Annotated in this window: 13 protein-coding genes; 5 read left to right on the top strand and 8 right to left on the bottom strand. The window is 71.4% G+C overall.

The window, feature by feature from the left end; all coding sequences use genetic code 11:
- The first annotated feature begins 127 nt into the window (after nucleotides 1-127).
- From SOM11_RS05880 to SOM11_RS05870, 3 genes are all read left to right on the top strand, one after another.
- A complete protein-coding gene (locus tag SOM11_RS05880; protein WP_320477478.1) occupies nucleotides 128-622 on the top strand; it encodes a GNAT family N-acetyltransferase in 495 nt (164 codons plus the stop codon).
- The gene (locus SOM11_RS05875; RefSeq protein WP_320477477.1) at nucleotides 619-951 is read left to right on the top strand and encodes an MGMT family protein; all 333 of its coding nucleotides are present in this window, start codon (nucleotides 619-621) and stop codon (nucleotides 949-951) included. The genes SOM11_RS05880 and SOM11_RS05875 overlap by 4 nt, the downstream gene beginning before the upstream one ends.
- Nucleotides 952-1032: 81 nt before the next feature.
- Nucleotides 1033-1482: a hypothetical protein gene (locus SOM11_RS05870; protein WP_320477476.1), complete on the top strand. Its 450-nt coding sequence runs from the start codon at nucleotides 1033-1035 to the stop codon at nucleotides 1480-1482.
- Nucleotides 1483-1645: 163 nt separating this feature from the next.
- Here SOM11_RS05870 and SOM11_RS05865 read toward each other — a convergent pair whose 3' ends face one another.
- From SOM11_RS05865 to sucC, 8 genes are all read right to left on the bottom strand, one after another.
- Nucleotides 1646-2434, bottom strand: a complete 789-nt coding sequence (locus SOM11_RS05865) for a GNAT family N-acetyltransferase (protein WP_320477475.1) — start codon at nucleotides 2432-2434, stop codon at nucleotides 1646-1648.
- Between the two features lie 121 nt (nucleotides 2435-2555).
- Nucleotides 2556-4523, bottom strand: coding sequence for an ABC transporter ATP-binding protein (locus SOM11_RS05860; protein ID WP_320477474.1), 1968 nt, complete (start codon nucleotides 4521-4523; stop codon nucleotides 2556-2558).
- The gene (locus SOM11_RS05855) at nucleotides 4520-6355 is read right to left on the bottom strand and encodes an ABC transporter ATP-binding protein (RefSeq protein WP_320477473.1); all 1836 of its coding nucleotides are present in this window, start codon (nucleotides 6353-6355) and stop codon (nucleotides 4520-4522) included. Before SOM11_RS05855 ends, SOM11_RS05860 begins: the two co-directional genes overlap by 4 nt.
- A 311-nt stretch (nucleotides 6356-6666) precedes the next feature.
- The gene (gene purH / locus SOM11_RS05850) at nucleotides 6667-8310 is read right to left on the bottom strand and encodes a bifunctional phosphoribosylaminoimidazolecarboxamide formyltransferase/IMP cyclohydrolase (RefSeq protein ID WP_320477472.1); all 1644 of its coding nucleotides are present in this window, start codon (nucleotides 8308-8310) and stop codon (nucleotides 6667-6669) included.
- Nucleotides 8307-8900: a phosphoribosylglycinamide formyltransferase gene (gene purN / locus SOM11_RS05845; protein ID WP_320477471.1), complete on the bottom strand. Its 594-nt coding sequence runs from the start codon at nucleotides 8898-8900 to the stop codon at nucleotides 8307-8309. Before purN ends, purH begins: the two co-directional genes overlap by 4 nt.
- Before the next feature lie 73 nt (nucleotides 8901-8973).
- Nucleotides 8974-10656 (bottom strand): DUF6350 family protein, encoded by a 1683-nt coding sequence (locus SOM11_RS05840; protein ID WP_320477470.1) that lies wholly within the window; start codon nucleotides 10654-10656, stop codon nucleotides 8974-8976.
- A gap of 170 nt (nucleotides 10657-10826) precedes the next feature.
- Nucleotides 10827-11714 (bottom strand): succinate--CoA ligase subunit alpha, encoded by an 888-nt coding sequence (gene sucD / locus SOM11_RS05835; RefSeq protein WP_192061089.1) that lies wholly within the window; start codon nucleotides 11712-11714, stop codon nucleotides 10827-10829.
- 15 nt (nucleotides 11715-11729) lie between these two features.
- Entirely contained in the window at nucleotides 11730-12893 is a 1164-nt protein-coding gene (gene sucC / locus SOM11_RS05830) for an ADP-forming succinate--CoA ligase subunit beta (RefSeq protein ID WP_320477469.1), read from the bottom strand.
- Between the two features lie 239 nt (nucleotides 12894-13132).
- Between sucC and SOM11_RS05825 the strand changes: the two genes are divergently transcribed.
- Nucleotides 13133-13543 carry an ester cyclase gene (locus tag SOM11_RS05825; protein ID WP_243214540.1) on the top strand — a complete coding sequence of 137 codons (411 nt, stop codon included), beginning with the start codon at nucleotides 13133-13135 and terminating at the stop codon, nucleotides 13541-13543.
- Between the two features lie 44 nt (nucleotides 13544-13587).
- Nucleotides 13588-13821: a hypothetical protein gene (locus tag SOM11_RS05820; RefSeq protein WP_192061086.1), complete on the top strand. Its 234-nt coding sequence runs from the start codon at nucleotides 13588-13590 to the stop codon at nucleotides 13819-13821.
- Nucleotides 13822-13828 lie beyond the last annotated feature (7 nt).

Raw genomic sequence — 13828 nt, 5'->3', positions numbered from 1 at the left:
CTCGAACCGCCAGCGGCCAGCGATCTCAGGGCCGAACCCGAGCGCACTGCCAGGTGGCGCGGGTCGGCCGGGTCGAGGCCGGGGTCGATGCTGGTGCCGCGAGCGCCGCCGCCAGTAGCCTGAGGGCATGTCGGATCTCCGCCTCGAAGAACTGTCCGCCGCGACCGTGGTCGCGGCCAACAACCTGACGCTCAAGCCGGGCCAAGAGCAGTACGTGGCCCCCGTGTCGCACTCGATCGCCGAGGCGTACGTCAATCCGACGACCGCCTGGCCGCGCGTCGTCGTCGATGTCGACGGCGCCGATGCCGAGAGCGGCGATGGCGAGAGCACGGTCGTCGGCTTCATCATGGGCAACTTCGACGCCTCGGCCGACGACGAGAAGCTGCGCAGCTGCATCTGGCGCATCAACGTCGAGGCCGATGCGCAGGGCCGCGGCGTCGGGCGATTCGCCGTGCACGCTCTGGCCGACGAGGCCCGCAGCCGGGGGTTCGACCGACTGACGGTCATGTACGAACCCGGCGACGACGGGCCCGAGGAGTTCTTCGCCCGCATCGGCTTCGAGGTCGTCGGCGAGACCCCGTACGGCGAGCACTTCGCCGCGCTGAGGCTGACCCCGGCGTGAGCCCCGGTGCCGACGCGGGCGCTGGCCCCGGTGCCGACTTCGCCTCGCGCGTGGTCGAGGTCGTCGAGTCCATCCCGGCGGGCCGTGTCATGACGTACGGGTCGATAGCGGCCGTGCTCGGTTCGCGGGCCTCCCGCGCGGTCGGGCAGGTGATGGCGTACGCGGGGTCCGAGCTGCCGTGGTGGCGCGTCATCCGGGCGTCCGGGCATGCTCCCCGCGACCACGAGAGTCGCGCTCTCGAGATGTACCGGGTGGAGGGCACGCCGCTGCGGTGGTCTCGGGCGGGTGCGTTCCGGGTGGATCTCGAGCGCGCCTCCTGGGAGCCCTGACCGGCACGATCCTCCTGACGGATGAGACCGTCTCGACTCCGGGCTGATCCGCTCGGCGCCGGGAGGCGCTTGGCTCGGAGCATGCCCTCCGTCACCCGTCTCGTCGCCGCGACCGCCCTCGTCTCCGCACTCGCGTTCGGCCTCGCCGCCTGCTCACTCGGCAGCCTCGGGTCAAACGAGCGGAGCTTCGAGTTCGACAGCTACGGCGAGGCGCCGAAGTCGGGCACGCGGTCGTTCGTGCTCGCCGGGTGGGTCCCGTCGGACGCCACGTCGATCCGCGCCGTCTCGCTCCGTGACGATCCCGAGGAGGCGGTTCTCACGTTCCGCACGACGACTCCCCTCGCCGACGCCGCCGGCTGCACCCCCGCCGATCCGCTCGAGTCGGCCCCGCCCGTCTCCCCCGACTGGTGGCCGTCCGACCTGCCGACCGCAGGGGTCGTCTGCGGCGAATGGTCGGTCGTGGCCGGCGACGACGGCCAGGTGTTCGCGTGGCGGGAGTCGTCGCCGACGGAGGCCTCGAAGGCCCGCTGACCGTGCCTCACGGTCGGTGCGTGGTGTCTGCCGACCCCGGGCGAGTCCGACGCCGCCGGTCCACCCCGACCGCCCGCCTCCGACGGACTCGCCCGCCGTCGCCCCGCGGTCGCCGGGCGGTCGCCGGGCGGTCGCCGGGCGGTCGCCGCGAGCGACGCAGCGGTCAGCGCGCCCAGTCGTACGGCGTCGTCGTGGACACCTTCACGAGACCCGACCGCTCGAGGATGGGCCGCGAGTCGTCGGTCGAGTCGCTGTGCACGAGCGTCTTGCCGAGGGCGACGGCCGAGCGCGCCCGGGCGGCGGTCAGCGCCCGGTAGATGCCGCGGTGCCGGTACGCCTCGAGGGTGGCACCGCCCCAGATGCCGACGAAGTCCGTGCCGGGCACCGGCTCGAGTGGGCCGCCGCTGACCATCCGGCCGTCGACCTCGGCGACCCAGAGCTCCATGCCGTCGCCGCGGGCGAGACGGGAGAGCAGCGCGTCGGCCTGTCTCGCGTCGACGGCCTCGCCGAAGGCCTCGTCGACCATCGCGCTCATCGCCCGCACGTCGGCCTCTGTCGTGACCCGCCGGACGGTCACCCCGGCCGGGACGTCGCCGACCTCGCAGAGCGCCGCGAGCGGTCCGATCATGATCGACTCCGGTTCACCGGGCGTGAAGCCGTGGGCGACCAGGGCATCGTGTAGGCCAGGGGCGTGGTCGTGGCCGCGCGACTTCCACTCGACGCGGTCGATCTCAGGGTCGGCTCGGAAGTGCTCCAGCGCCTCGCCGACCAGCCCGCGGATGCGCTCGGCGTCGGAGCCGCCGAGATCGCGATACGTGACGAAGCCGCGTCCGGCGGCGAAGGTCACGAGCCGGAGCGGGCCCAGCATCGTCACTCCGATCGCGCTCGGCGTCTCGGCGTCGGTGCGGAGTTGATCGTCGTAGGCCTGCAGGTACCTCGTCGTGTCTGGCATCGGTGACACGCTAACGGACGGCAGACCGGAACGGGCGAGTCCGTCCGCCCCGGTCGGCCACGGCCGCCCGCCTCCGACGGACTCGCCCGTCGTCGCGCCCGGCGCCGCACCTCCGCCGACCTCACACGAGGGAGTCCCGCCACGCGGCGTGCAGCTGCGCGAACCGGCCGGTGCCCGAGATGAGGTCGGCGGGGCTGCCGTCTTCGACGACCCGGCCGTACTCCATAACCAGCACCCGGTCGGCGATCGCCACGGTCGAGAGCCGGTGCGCGATGATCAGCGCAGTGCGGTCGGCGAGCAGGGTCTGCAGCGCCTCCTGCACCATGCGCTCCGAGGGGATGTCGAGCGACGCCGTCGCCTCGTCGAGGATCAGCACGCTCGGGTCGGCGATGAAGGCCCGGGCGAACGAGAGCAGCTGACGTTGACCCGCGGAGACCCGCCCACCGCGCTTGTTCACGTCGGTGTCGTAGCCGTCGGGCAGCGCCATGATGAACTCGTGCGCCCCGACCGCACGGGCCGCCCGCTCGATGTCCTCGCGGCTCGCGTCGGGCTTGCCGAGCGCGATGTTGTCCGCGACCGACCCCGAGAACAGGTAGGCCTCCTGGGTGACCATGACGATCGCTCGCCGGAGGTCTTTGGGGTGCAGGTCTCGGAGATCGACCCCGTCGAGCGTGATGCGCCCGCGGGTCGGGTCGTAGAACCGCGAGATCAGCTTCGCCAACGTCGACTTGCCGGCACCGGTCGAGCCGACCAGGGCGATCGTCTGCCCGGCGGGCACCGTCAGGTCGAACTCGGGCAGCACGACGGTGTCGGCGTTGTAGGCGAACTCGACGTCGTCGAACTCGACCCGGCCGGTGGCGTGCCACAGGTCGACCGGGTGCGTCGGGTCGGGCACGCTCGGCTGCTCTTCGAGCACGCCCGAGATCTTCTCGAGCGCGGCGGAGGCCGACTGGTAGCCGTTGTAGAACATCGCCATCTCTTCGGCCGGGTCGAAGAACCGCTTGGCGTACAGGGCCACCGCGAGCAGGGCGCCGATCGCCAGCGTGCCGTCGATGACACGGAACCCGCCGAACAGCACGACCGCGGCGAGGGTGGCGTTGCCGATCAGCACGAGACCCGGGTCGAAGGTGCCGAACAGGGTGAAGACCTTCGAGTTGGCCTGGCGGTAATTTTCGACGAATCCGCCGTACTCCTTCTCGTTGCGGCCCTCCTTGCGGAATGCCTGGACGGCGCGCATGCCGGTCATCGTCTCGACGAAGTGCACGATCACGCGGGCGCTCGTGACACGGGTGGCTCGGAACAGCTTCTGCGAGCGCACCTGGAACCACCGGGTCAGGGCGATCAGCGGCACGAGCGCGACGGCCAGCACGAGACCGCTCTGCGGATCGAGGGCGACCAGCGCGATCGCCGTGAACAGCATGTAGAGCAGCCCCGAGACGAGCTGGTTGATGCCCGAGTCGAGCAGTTCGCGGATCGAGTCGAGATCGCTGGTCTGGCGCGAGATGATGCGCCCCGAGGTGTACGTCTCGTGGAACTCGAGGCTCAGTCGCTGCGTGTGCAGGAACAGCCGCTTGCGCAGGTCGATCAGGATCGCCTGGCTGATGCGCGCCGACAGCACCGTGTACTGCGCCATCAGCACGGCGCCGATCACGCCGGTGACGAGGTACACGACGACCACGAGGATGGCCGGCGCCCAGTCCTGCTGGTCCATCAGGGCGGGCAGGGCGCGGTCGATGCCGAACGCGATCAGGGCCGGGCCGGCGACCTGGGCCCCGACGCTGACGACGACGATGACGCCCATGACGACGAGTCGCCATCGCAGCGGGCGGACCAGCGAGCCGAGGAGGCGCAGCGAACGCCCCCGGAGTCGCTTGCTCTCGTCGCGGGTGAAGTCGTCGCGCTCCTCGCCTCTGACCCCCTCGGTGGTCGAGCCCCGCCCGACGCGCTTCTCGGCCGGGGTGCGGCCGTCGAGGGCCTCACGCCCGGCGTCGCCGGTCTGGTCGCGGCCCGTCTGGTCGCGGCCCGTCTGGTCGCGGCCCGTCTGGTCGCGGCCGGTCTCGTCGCGGTCGTCCGGTCTCTGGTCGCTCATGCGAGCACCTCGTCTCGGGTGGTGGTGTCGTCGTCGAGCGACGAGATGACGTAGCGGTAGTGCTCGTTGGTGGCGAGCAGGTCGGAGTGCGTGCCGACCGCGGTCACGACCCCGTTCTCGAGCAGGGCGACGCGGTCGGCGAGGGTGACGGTCGACGGCCGGTGGGCGACGATGAGCGACGTGGTCGAGGCCAGCACGCGTCGCAGCCCCGCCTCGACCCGGGCCTCGGTGTCGACGTCGAGCGCGGACAGGGGGTCGTCGAGCACGAGCACGGCGGGGCGGGCGGCGATCGCCCGGGCCAGGGCGAGACGCTGACGCTGACCGCCTGACAGGCTGAGCCCCTCTTCGCCGACGCGCGTGTCGACGCCGTCCGGCAGGCGGTCGACGAAGTCGGACTGCGAGATCTCGAGGGCTTCGCGCAGCACCCGGTCGGACTCGACGGTGTCGTCGCCGAGATCGGGTCGGCCGAGCAGCACGTTGTCGCGGACGGTCGCGCTGAACAGCGTGGCGTCTTCGAAGGCCATGCCGATGTGACGACGCAGCTCTTCACGAGTGAGATCGCGCACGTCGACGCCGTCGAGCAGCACCTGCCCCCCGGTGACGTCGTAGAGCCGCGGCGCCAGGGCCAGCAGAGTGGTCTTGCCCGAGCCGGTCAGACCGACCAGGGCCATGGTCTCGCCGGGCTCGAGCACGAGATCGACGCCGTCGACCAGGTCGGGGAACTGCGCCGGGGAGTCCTGGTACCGGAAGTGGGCGCCCTTGAACTCGAGACGGCCCCGCGGCTGGTCGATGGTCTGCGGGTTCTCGGGGTCGGTCACGGTGTTCTCGCTGTCCATCACCTCGAAGAACCGGTCGGCCGCCGTGCGGGTGTCGAAGGTCATCGACAGCAGGAACCCGATCGACTCGACCGGCCAGCGCAGCACCGTCGCGGTCGCGAAGAACGCGAAGAGCTGCCCCACCGTCAGCTGCCCGTCGGCGGCGAGCCAGACGCCGCCGAGCAGGCACAGCGCGAACGCGACGTCGGGGACGAGCAGCAGCCACAGCCACAGCTTCGAGACGGCCCGAGCCTTCTCGATCTCGGTGCCTCGCAGGTCCTCGGCCTGCTTCTCGAACTCGCGCAGCGAGTGCTTGCCCCGCCCGAAGGCCTTCAGCACGCGGATGCCGTGCACGCTCTCCTCGACGCTGGTGGCGAGGTCCCCGACCTGGTCCTGGCTGCGACGGGCGACGAGCGAGTAGCGCTTCTCGAACGCGAAGCTGACCACGAACACCGGGAGTGACGCGACCACGAACAGCAGCCCGAGGGCCCAGCTGTAGAAGAACAACACGACGAACCCGACGACGATCGTCAGCATGTTGACGACGAGCAGCACCAGCCCGAAGGCGAGCCACCGGCGGATGAGGCTGAGATCGCTGACCGAACGGCTGAGCAGCTGCCCGCTCTGCCACCGGTCGTGGAACGCCACGGGCAGGTCTTGCAGCTTCGCGTAGAGCGCGTTGCGCATCGACGCCTCGACGTGGGTGCTCGGTGTGAGCACGAGGCGCCGCCGGGCGGCGATCATGAGCGCCTCGACGACGCCGAGGGCGAGCACGACGGCGAACGCCGGCCACACCTGCGAACGGTCGCCGCTCGACAGCGGGCCGTCGACGAGCAGTTGCAGGACGACGGGGATGAGCAGGGCGACGACGGCGGCGAGCAGTGCCGCCACCATGCCGAGCACGATGCGCGGCACGGCCGGGCGGGCGTACGGGTAGAGCCGCGCGAGCGCGCGGAAGGTCGACGGTTTGGGCTCGGGGGTGGTCGATGACGGGGTGGAGGTGGACTGTGCTGACATGGCGGTTCCAAGTGTCGTCGTCTGGCGGGGGCGTCGCGGCTCGCGGCCCTGCCGCCGGGGATGTGTCGTGATGTCGGCGGCCTGTGGAGGACGCATCCGCCCGACCTGATCAGTCGTCCGGACCTGCTCGTGGCACGCAGCGGATCGTCACTCCACCGCGTTGGGCAGCCTTTCAGGATAGGTGCACGAACACCCCCGCCGCAAGACCGGTTGGTTCGGATCGCGACGGGGGCGTAGGGGCGGGGCCCGGGTGCGCGAGGCGCTGAGCGCGCTCGGAGCACTCGCAGGCCTCGCAGGCCTCGGGGCACGTCTCAGTGGAAGAAGTGACGCTCTCCCGTGAAGTACATGGTGACGCCCGCGGCCGTGGCGGCCGCGACGACCTCGTCGTCGCGGATCGAACCGCCGGGCTGCACGACGGCCCGGACACCGGCGTCGAGCAGCACCTGGAGCCCGTCCGCGAAGGGGAAGAACGCGTCGGACGCGGCCACCGAACCCGTCGCGCGCTCGCCGGCGCGATCGACGGCGAGGTGGCACGAGTCGACCCGGTTGACCTGCCCCATGCCGACACCGACCGATGCGCCGCCGGAGGCGAGCAGGATCGCGTTCGACTTGACGGCGCGCGAGGCCTTCCAGGCGAACTCGAGATCGGCGCGCGTGGCCGCGTCGGCCTCGTCGCCGGCGACCAGCGTCCAGCCCTCCGACGAGAAGCCGGTGAAGCCGTCGGCGTCCTGCACGAGGAGGCCGCCCGAGATCTGCTTGACCTCGCGGTCGTCGCGCGAGTAGTCGGCGGGCAGCGTCAGCAGACGGATGTTCTTCTTCGCACTGAGGATCTCGACTGCCTCGGGGTCGAAGCCGGGGGCGATGACCACCTCGGTGAAGATGTCGCGCACGGTCTCGGCCATGGCACGCGTGACGGGCCGGTTGGCGGCGATGACGCCCCCGAACGCCGACACGGGGTCGCAGGCGTGCGCCCGCCGGTGCGCGTCGGCGATGGCGTCGACGGCGCCCGGCGAGGCAACGGCGATGCCGCACGGGTTCGCGTGCTTGATGATCGCGACGGCCGGCTCGTCGAAGTCGTAGGCGGCCCGCAGCGCCGCGTCGGCGTCGACGTAGTTGTTGTACGACATCTCCTTGCCGTGCAGCTGCTCGGCCTGCGCGATGCCCTGCGCACCCGGGGTGGCGTAGATCGCGGCGGACTGGTGCGAGTTCTCGCCGTAGCGGAGGGTGTGCTGCAGCTCGGCCGAGACGGTGACCGTGGGGGCGAAGCCGACCCGCGCCTCCTCGGCTCCGTCTGTCGCGTCTGCGCTGTCAGAGTCGGCGTCGTGACCGACGTTCGCGGCGAAGTAGGCCGCGACGGCCGTGTCGTACGAGGCCGTGTGGGCGAACGCCTCGCCCGCGAGACGCTGCCGCTGCCGGAGGGTCGTGCCACCGGATGCGAGCGCGTCGACGATCTGCGGGTAGTTCGACGGCGAGACGACGATCGCGACGTTCGCGTGGTTCTTGGCCGAGGCGCGCACCATCGCCGGTCCGCCGATGTCGACGTTCTCGATCACCGTGGGCACGTCGGCGCCCGAGGCGACCGTCTCGACGAACGGGTAGAGGTTCACGACGACGAGCTCGAACGCCGCGATGTCGAGCTCGGCGAGCTGCGCCTCGTGCGACTCGAGCCGCAGATCGGCGAGGATGCCCGCGTGCACGGCCGGGTGCAGGGTCTTGACCCGCCCGTCGAGCGACTCGGGGAACCCGGTCACGGCGCTGACGTCGGTGACCTCGTGCCCCGCGTCGCGGATGGTGGAGGCCGTCGAGCCGGTCGACACGATCTCGACGCCCGCGCCGGCGAGCGCCCCCGCCAGGTCGAGCAGGCCGCTCTTGTCGCTGACGCTGATGAGCGCCCGCCTGACGGGCACGGTGTCGCGGTCTCGGTAGAGGCTGGGTTCGATGGCGTGGCCGCTCATGCGGTGGACTCCTGTTCGAGGTCGATCGTTCCGTTGGCGATGTCGAGCACGGTCTGCACGAGCAGTTCGCGTTCGACGAGCTTGATGCGGTCGTGCAGCGACGACTCGTCGTCGCCGGGCAGCACGGGGATGCGCTGCTGAGCCAGGATCGGGCCGCTGTCGACGCCGTCGTCGACGACGATGACGCTCGCACCGGTCTGATCGACACCGGCGGCGAGGGCGTCGCGGACTCCGTGCGCCCCGGGGAACTCGGGCAGATAGGCGGGGTGCGTGTTGATCAGGTTCGGGGCGAGGGCCTTGACGACACGGGGCGGCACGAGTCGCATGAAGCCGCTCAGCACCACCAGGTCGGGCTGCCACTGCCGCACCTGCGAGAGCAGTTCGTCACCCCAGGCCCCGCGGTCGGCGAAGCTCGAGAACGGCACCGTGAAGGTCGGCACCCCGAAGTGGTCGGCGTGCTCGAGCCCGTCGGCGTCGCGATCTGCCCCGACGGCGACGACGCGCGCCGGGTACTCGGCGTCGTGTGCGGCTTCGAGCAGTGCCCGGAGGTTCGATCCGCCACCGGAGATGAGCACCACGAGCTTCAGCACGCGGCAAGCCTAGCGTGGCGCCTCACAGCGCCTCGCGGCACCCCTCGGCGCCCGGGTCGAACCCGGTGAGGGGTCAGCGGGTGATGCCGTCGATCCGGCCCGTGACGTCGGGGTCGGCGTCGCGGTCGGCGCTGTCGCGGGCGCGGGCGTCGCGGTCGCGGGCGTCGCGGTCGCGGGCGTCGCGGTCGTCGTCACGCTCGTCTCTGCCGAGGTCGCGGTCGCGGTCGCGGTCGTCGCGCGGTGCCGCGATCCTCGAGTCGTCGTCGTCGTCGACGCCGACGGTCTCCGCCTCGGAGGATTCGCCTGGCGCCGACTCGGGCGCGAGGGTGCTCGTGCCGGTACCGATGCCGGTCGCCGTCGCCGCGCCTCCTGCGGACTCGCCGGGCCGTGGCGTGCCGAACTCGCGAGGTGCGCGCGCCGTCTCGTCTGCAGAGCGGCCCGCGGACCCGGCGCCGCGCGAGGACGCAGCGGACGCCGTCGCCCCCGCATCGCGTGCGACCCCCGAGGAGGCGCGGGTCGGCAGACCCCCGCCCGTCACGAACCGAGGCGGCGCCACGATCATGGCCAGGACGGCGGGTACGGCGACCTCGAGCGCGGTGAAGCCGCCGACCGCCCAGGGGTTCGGGCCGACGTCGACGAGGCGACCAGGCCCCGCCGACCCGGCGGACGCCCAGGCCGCCGCCCCGAGCGCGACACCCGCCACGACGCCGGCGGTCACCCCGACGAGCACTCGACGCAGGGTGTCGTCGACACCGGCTGCCGCTAGAGCGGCCTGAAGTCTCGGGCGCAGCAGGGTCGTGACGACGTACGCGGCCACGACGGGCACGAGCAGCCCGACGAATGCGAAGGGCAGGTCGGCGGTCGGCAGCGCCCCGAAGATCGGAAGAGCGGGCAGCGGACCCACGGACGTGCCGAGGGGCGAGATGCCCGACCCGGTGCCGAGGGCGAACCCGGGACCGACGAGCCACGAAGCGGCCCAGACCACGATGTTCGGCAGCAGGGCGAGCTGGCCGATCGTCAGCGCGAGGCCACCGAGCAGACCCCCGTGGGCGCCTTCGTACAACGTGATGATCTGCGCGAAGTGCGTGAGCAACAGCAGGGCGACGACGACCGCCGCGCAGGCGACCACGACGGACGCGATGGCGACGCCGGCCCGCAGCCCCCCGGCTGCGACGATGCGGGCGACGAGCGGTGCGCGGACGACGAGGCGGGTGACGGAGGAGGCGATCGCGCCGGGGTCTTCTCCTCGACGACGGCGCGTGATCTCGGCCATCGCGAGCACGGGCACGGCGTAGACGAGCGGCGGCAGAACGACGGCCTGCCACAGCGACGGCGAGGCGAGCTCGTGTTGGGCGGTGGCGGCCAGACCCGTCGACAGCAGCGCGAAGGTGCCGATCGTCGTCAGCAGGCCGACGACCCGGTGCTCGGTCTCGGCGATGGCACGACCGGCGCGGATGCCGAAGACGACCGTCAGGGCCGAGAACCCGAGGGCCGCGATGGTCAGGTGGATGGGAGCGTCGGCCCCGGCGACCCCCGTGGCCTCGGCGGCGGCCCCGCCCAGTCTCAGGGTCACGTCGACCCCGTGCCCCACGAGCCAGGTGTCGATCGAGGCGCGCCAGAAGATGACCCAGTCGAGCTGCAGTCCGTACTGGAACGCCCAGAGCAGGCTGGTGATCGCGACCGGCAGCCCCACGCCGATGCCGACGACGAGCAGGGCTTCGAGCGCGGCGAAGGCGGCGGTTGCAGGGCGGTTCATCGAGGTCGACTGTACCGGCAGCCCCCGACGCTCTCCGAGCGCCTCGCCCTGAGCGCCTCGCCCTGAGCGCTCGCCCTGGCCGGACGCCGAACGGGCGTGTCCGTCGACTCCGGGTCATGACGACCACCCGGTCTCGACGGACACGCCCGTTCAGGAGGCGCGGGTCGGCCCTACAGAGCCGCGTACACCTCGCGCAGGAGTGCGGCGGTCTCGCTCGGCGTCTTGCCGACCTTGACCCCGGCGGCCTCGAGGGCCTCCTTCTTCGCCTGGGCCGTGCCGGCCGAGCCGGACACGATGGCGCCGGCGTGACCCATGGTCTTGCCCTCGGGGGCGGTGAACCCGGCCACGTAGCCGACGACCGGCTTGGTGACGTGCGCCTTGATGTACTCGGCCGCCCGCTCTTCGGCGTCGCCGCCGATCTCGCCGATCATGACGATCGCCTTCGTGTCGGGGTCGGCCTCGAACGCCTCGAGGGCGTCGATGTGCGTCGTGCCGATGACGGGGTCGCCGCCGATGCCGATGGCCGTCGAGAAGCCCAGGTCGCGCAGCTCGAACATCATCTGGTACGTCAGGGTGCCCGACTTCGAGACGAGCCCGATGGGGCCTGCGCCCGAGATGGAGGCCGGGGTGATGCCGACGAGCGACTCGCCGGGCGTGATGATGCCGGGGCAGTTCGGTCCGATGATGCGGGTCGCTCCGCCCTTCGACTTCGCCAGCGCCCAGAACTCGGCGGCGTCTTGCACGGGGATGCCCTCGGTGATGACGACCACGAGCGGCACGGCGGCCTCGATGGCCTCCACGACGGCGTCCTTGGCGAAGGCCGGGGGCACGAAGACGATCGAGACGTCGGCGCCGGTCTCGGCGACGGCCTCGGCCACGGTGCCGAACACGGGCAGCTCGACGTCGCCGTGCGTCACGGTGGTGCCGGCCTTGCGGGCGTTGACCCCGCCGACCACCTGAGTGCCGGCCTTGAGCATCAGAGCGGTGTGCTTCGTGCCCTCACCGCCGGTGATGCCCTGGACGATGACCTTGCTGTCTTTGTTGAGGAAGATCGACATTGTTCTGTTCAGTCCTTACTTCGAAGCCAGCTCGGCGGCCTTGTCGGCCGCCTCGTCCATGGTCGCGACGACGGTGACCAGCGGGTGCGCCGCCTCCGCCAGGATCCGTCGACCCTCGTCGACGTTGTTGCCGTCGAGGCGGACCACGAGCGGCTTGGTGGCCGTGTCGCCGAGGATGCCGAGGGCGGCGACGATGCCGTTGGCGACCGCGTCGCAGGCCGTGATGCCGCCGAAGACGTTGACGAAGACGCTCTTGACCTGGGCGTCGCCGAGGATGACGTCGAGGCCCGCGGCCATGACCTCGGCGCTCGCTCCGCCGCCGATGTCGAGGAAGTTCGCGGGCTTGACGCCGCCGTGCGCCTCGCCGGCGTAGGCGACGACGTCGAGGGTCGACATGACGAGACCGGCGCCGTTGCCGATGATGCCGACCTCGCCGTCGAGCTTCACGTAGTTGAGGCCGGCGGCCTTGGCCTTGGCCTCGAGGGGGTCGGCCGCATCGGCGTCTTCGAGCTCGGCGTGACCGGGGTGACGGAAGTCGGCGTTCTCGTCGATCGACACCTTGCCGTCGAGGGCGACGATGTCGCCCTGCTCGGTGAGCACGAGGGGGTTCACCTCGACGAGGGTCGCGTCTTCGCCCTCGTAGACGGCGTAGAGCTTGACGAGCACGGGGGCGACCTTCTCGACCAGCTCTGCGGGGAACCCGCCGGCCTTCGCGATCTCGGTGGCCTTCGCCAGGTCGATGCCCGAGCGGGGGTCGACCTCGATGCGGGCCAGCGCGTCGGGCTTCTCGACGGCGAGCTGCTCGATCTCCATGCCGCCCTCGACGCTGCAGAGCGACAGGTACGAGCGGTTGGCCCGGTCGAGCAGCACCGAGAAGTAGAACTCCTGAGCGATCTGCGCGCCGCCGGCGATCATGACCCGCTTGACGACGTGGCCCTTGATGTCGAGCCCGAGGATGTCCCGCGCGGCGGCCTCGGCCTCGTCGGGGGTCTTGGCGACCTTGACGCCGCCGGCCTTGCCACGGCCACCCACCTTGACCTGCGCCTTGACTACGGTCACGCCGCCCAGCTTCTCGGACGCGGCCCGCGCCTCCTCAGGGGTGTCGGCCGTGATGCCGGGCAGCACGGGCACGCCGTACTGCTCGAACAGGTCTCTGGCCTGGTACTCGAAAAGATCCACGCTGTTCTTCCAATCCGCATCGCTGCGCCATTGCTTCGCTCGGTCGTGCCGACGTGTCGGCGGAGGCCGGTCACCACCTGGTCGAACGGTCTCGACGTCGTGGCGACGGGCCCCGGTCAGCCTAGCGCCGAGCCCTGACGGGCACGTGAACCGTCGGGCGACCTGTGAGCACCCGCCCGTCCGTCGCTCTGGGGAGGAGTAGACGGGAGTCCAGACACGAGACAGGAATGGAGCCGACGATGGCGAAAGAGAAGAACATCAAGACCCAGGAGCTGATCGGCGAGATCCTCACCGCGCGGCAGGTCGATCGACTCGGTGAGGGATTCCACGCCGACGTCGTCGATCACGACCCCGCCCCGGGCGCACCGGCCGGCGTCGAGGGCATCAAGGCCTTCTGGGGCGAGTTCTTCACGGCCTTCCCCGACGTCGACCTAGCGGTGGAGACCCTCGTCGCCGACGACGAGCACGTCACCGCCGTCTTCACGATCTCGGGCACTCACACCGGTCCGTTCCAGGGTCACGAGCCGACGGGCCGGAGCTTCACCGTCCGCGGCATCCAGGTCGGCCGCTTCGACGACGACGGCATGCTCGTCGAGCGCTGGGGGGCCACCGACGAGGCGGGCCTGCAGCAGCAGCTCGGCCTCGCCTGACCACCGCCCCACCCGCATCCCGCGAACTCCCGAGAGGATCCATCATGAGCGACACCAGCAACCCCGCGGCTTCCGGCGAGAAGCCCTACGACCAGGCCGACGAGTTCGCCGAGTCCGAGCAGATCGCGACCAACGACGCGGTCGCGGGCGAGACGGTCTTCCCCGGCGTCGGAGAGGGCAACGACGGCCCGACCGGCGGCGCACCCCGTGAGGGATCGCCCGACGCAGCCGAGAACGATCTCGCCGACGAGGAGATCGATCTCGACGAGACCGACTGAGCACGCC

The organism is Frigoribacterium sp. CFBP9029, from assembly GCF_034045305.1.
Taxonomy (GTDB): domain Bacteria; phylum Actinomycetota; class Actinomycetes; order Actinomycetales; family Microbacteriaceae; genus Frigoribacterium.
This window is presented reverse-complemented; position numbering and strand designations above follow the sequence as displayed.

Coding starts and splice junctions, on each gene's coding strand:
- purH (WP_320477472.1), bottom strand. CDS start 8,310: ATGAGCGGCCACGCCATCGAACCCAGCCTCTACCGAGACCGCGACACC.
- SOM11_RS05870 (WP_320477476.1), top strand. CDS start 1,033: ATGCCCTCCGTCACCCGTCTCGTCGCCGCGACCGCCCTCGTCTCCGCA.
- SOM11_RS05860 (WP_320477474.1), bottom strand. CDS start 4,523: ATGAGCGACCAGAGACCGGACGACCGCGACGAGACCGGCCGCGACCAG.
- SOM11_RS05840 (WP_320477470.1), bottom strand. CDS start 10,656: ATGAACCGCCCTGCAACCGCCGCCTTCGCCGCGCTCGAAGCCCTGCTC.
- SOM11_RS05880 (WP_320477478.1), top strand. CDS start 128: ATGTCGGATCTCCGCCTCGAAGAACTGTCCGCCGCGACCGTGGTCGCG.
- SOM11_RS05855 (WP_320477473.1), bottom strand. CDS start 6,355: ATGTCAGCACAGTCCACCTCCACCCCGTCATCGACCACCCCCGAGCCC.
- sucD (WP_192061089.1), bottom strand. CDS start 11,714: ATGTCGATCTTCCTCAACAAAGACAGCAAGGTCATCGTCCAGGGCATC.
- SOM11_RS05820 (WP_192061086.1), top strand. CDS start 13,588: ATGAGCGACACCAGCAACCCCGCGGCTTCCGGCGAGAAGCCCTACGAC.
- SOM11_RS05825 (WP_243214540.1), top strand. CDS start 13,133: ATGGCGAAAGAGAAGAACATCAAGACCCAGGAGCTGATCGGCGAGATC.
- SOM11_RS05865 (WP_320477475.1), bottom strand. CDS start 2,434: ATGCCAGACACGACGAGGTACCTGCAGGCCTACGACGATCAACTCCGC.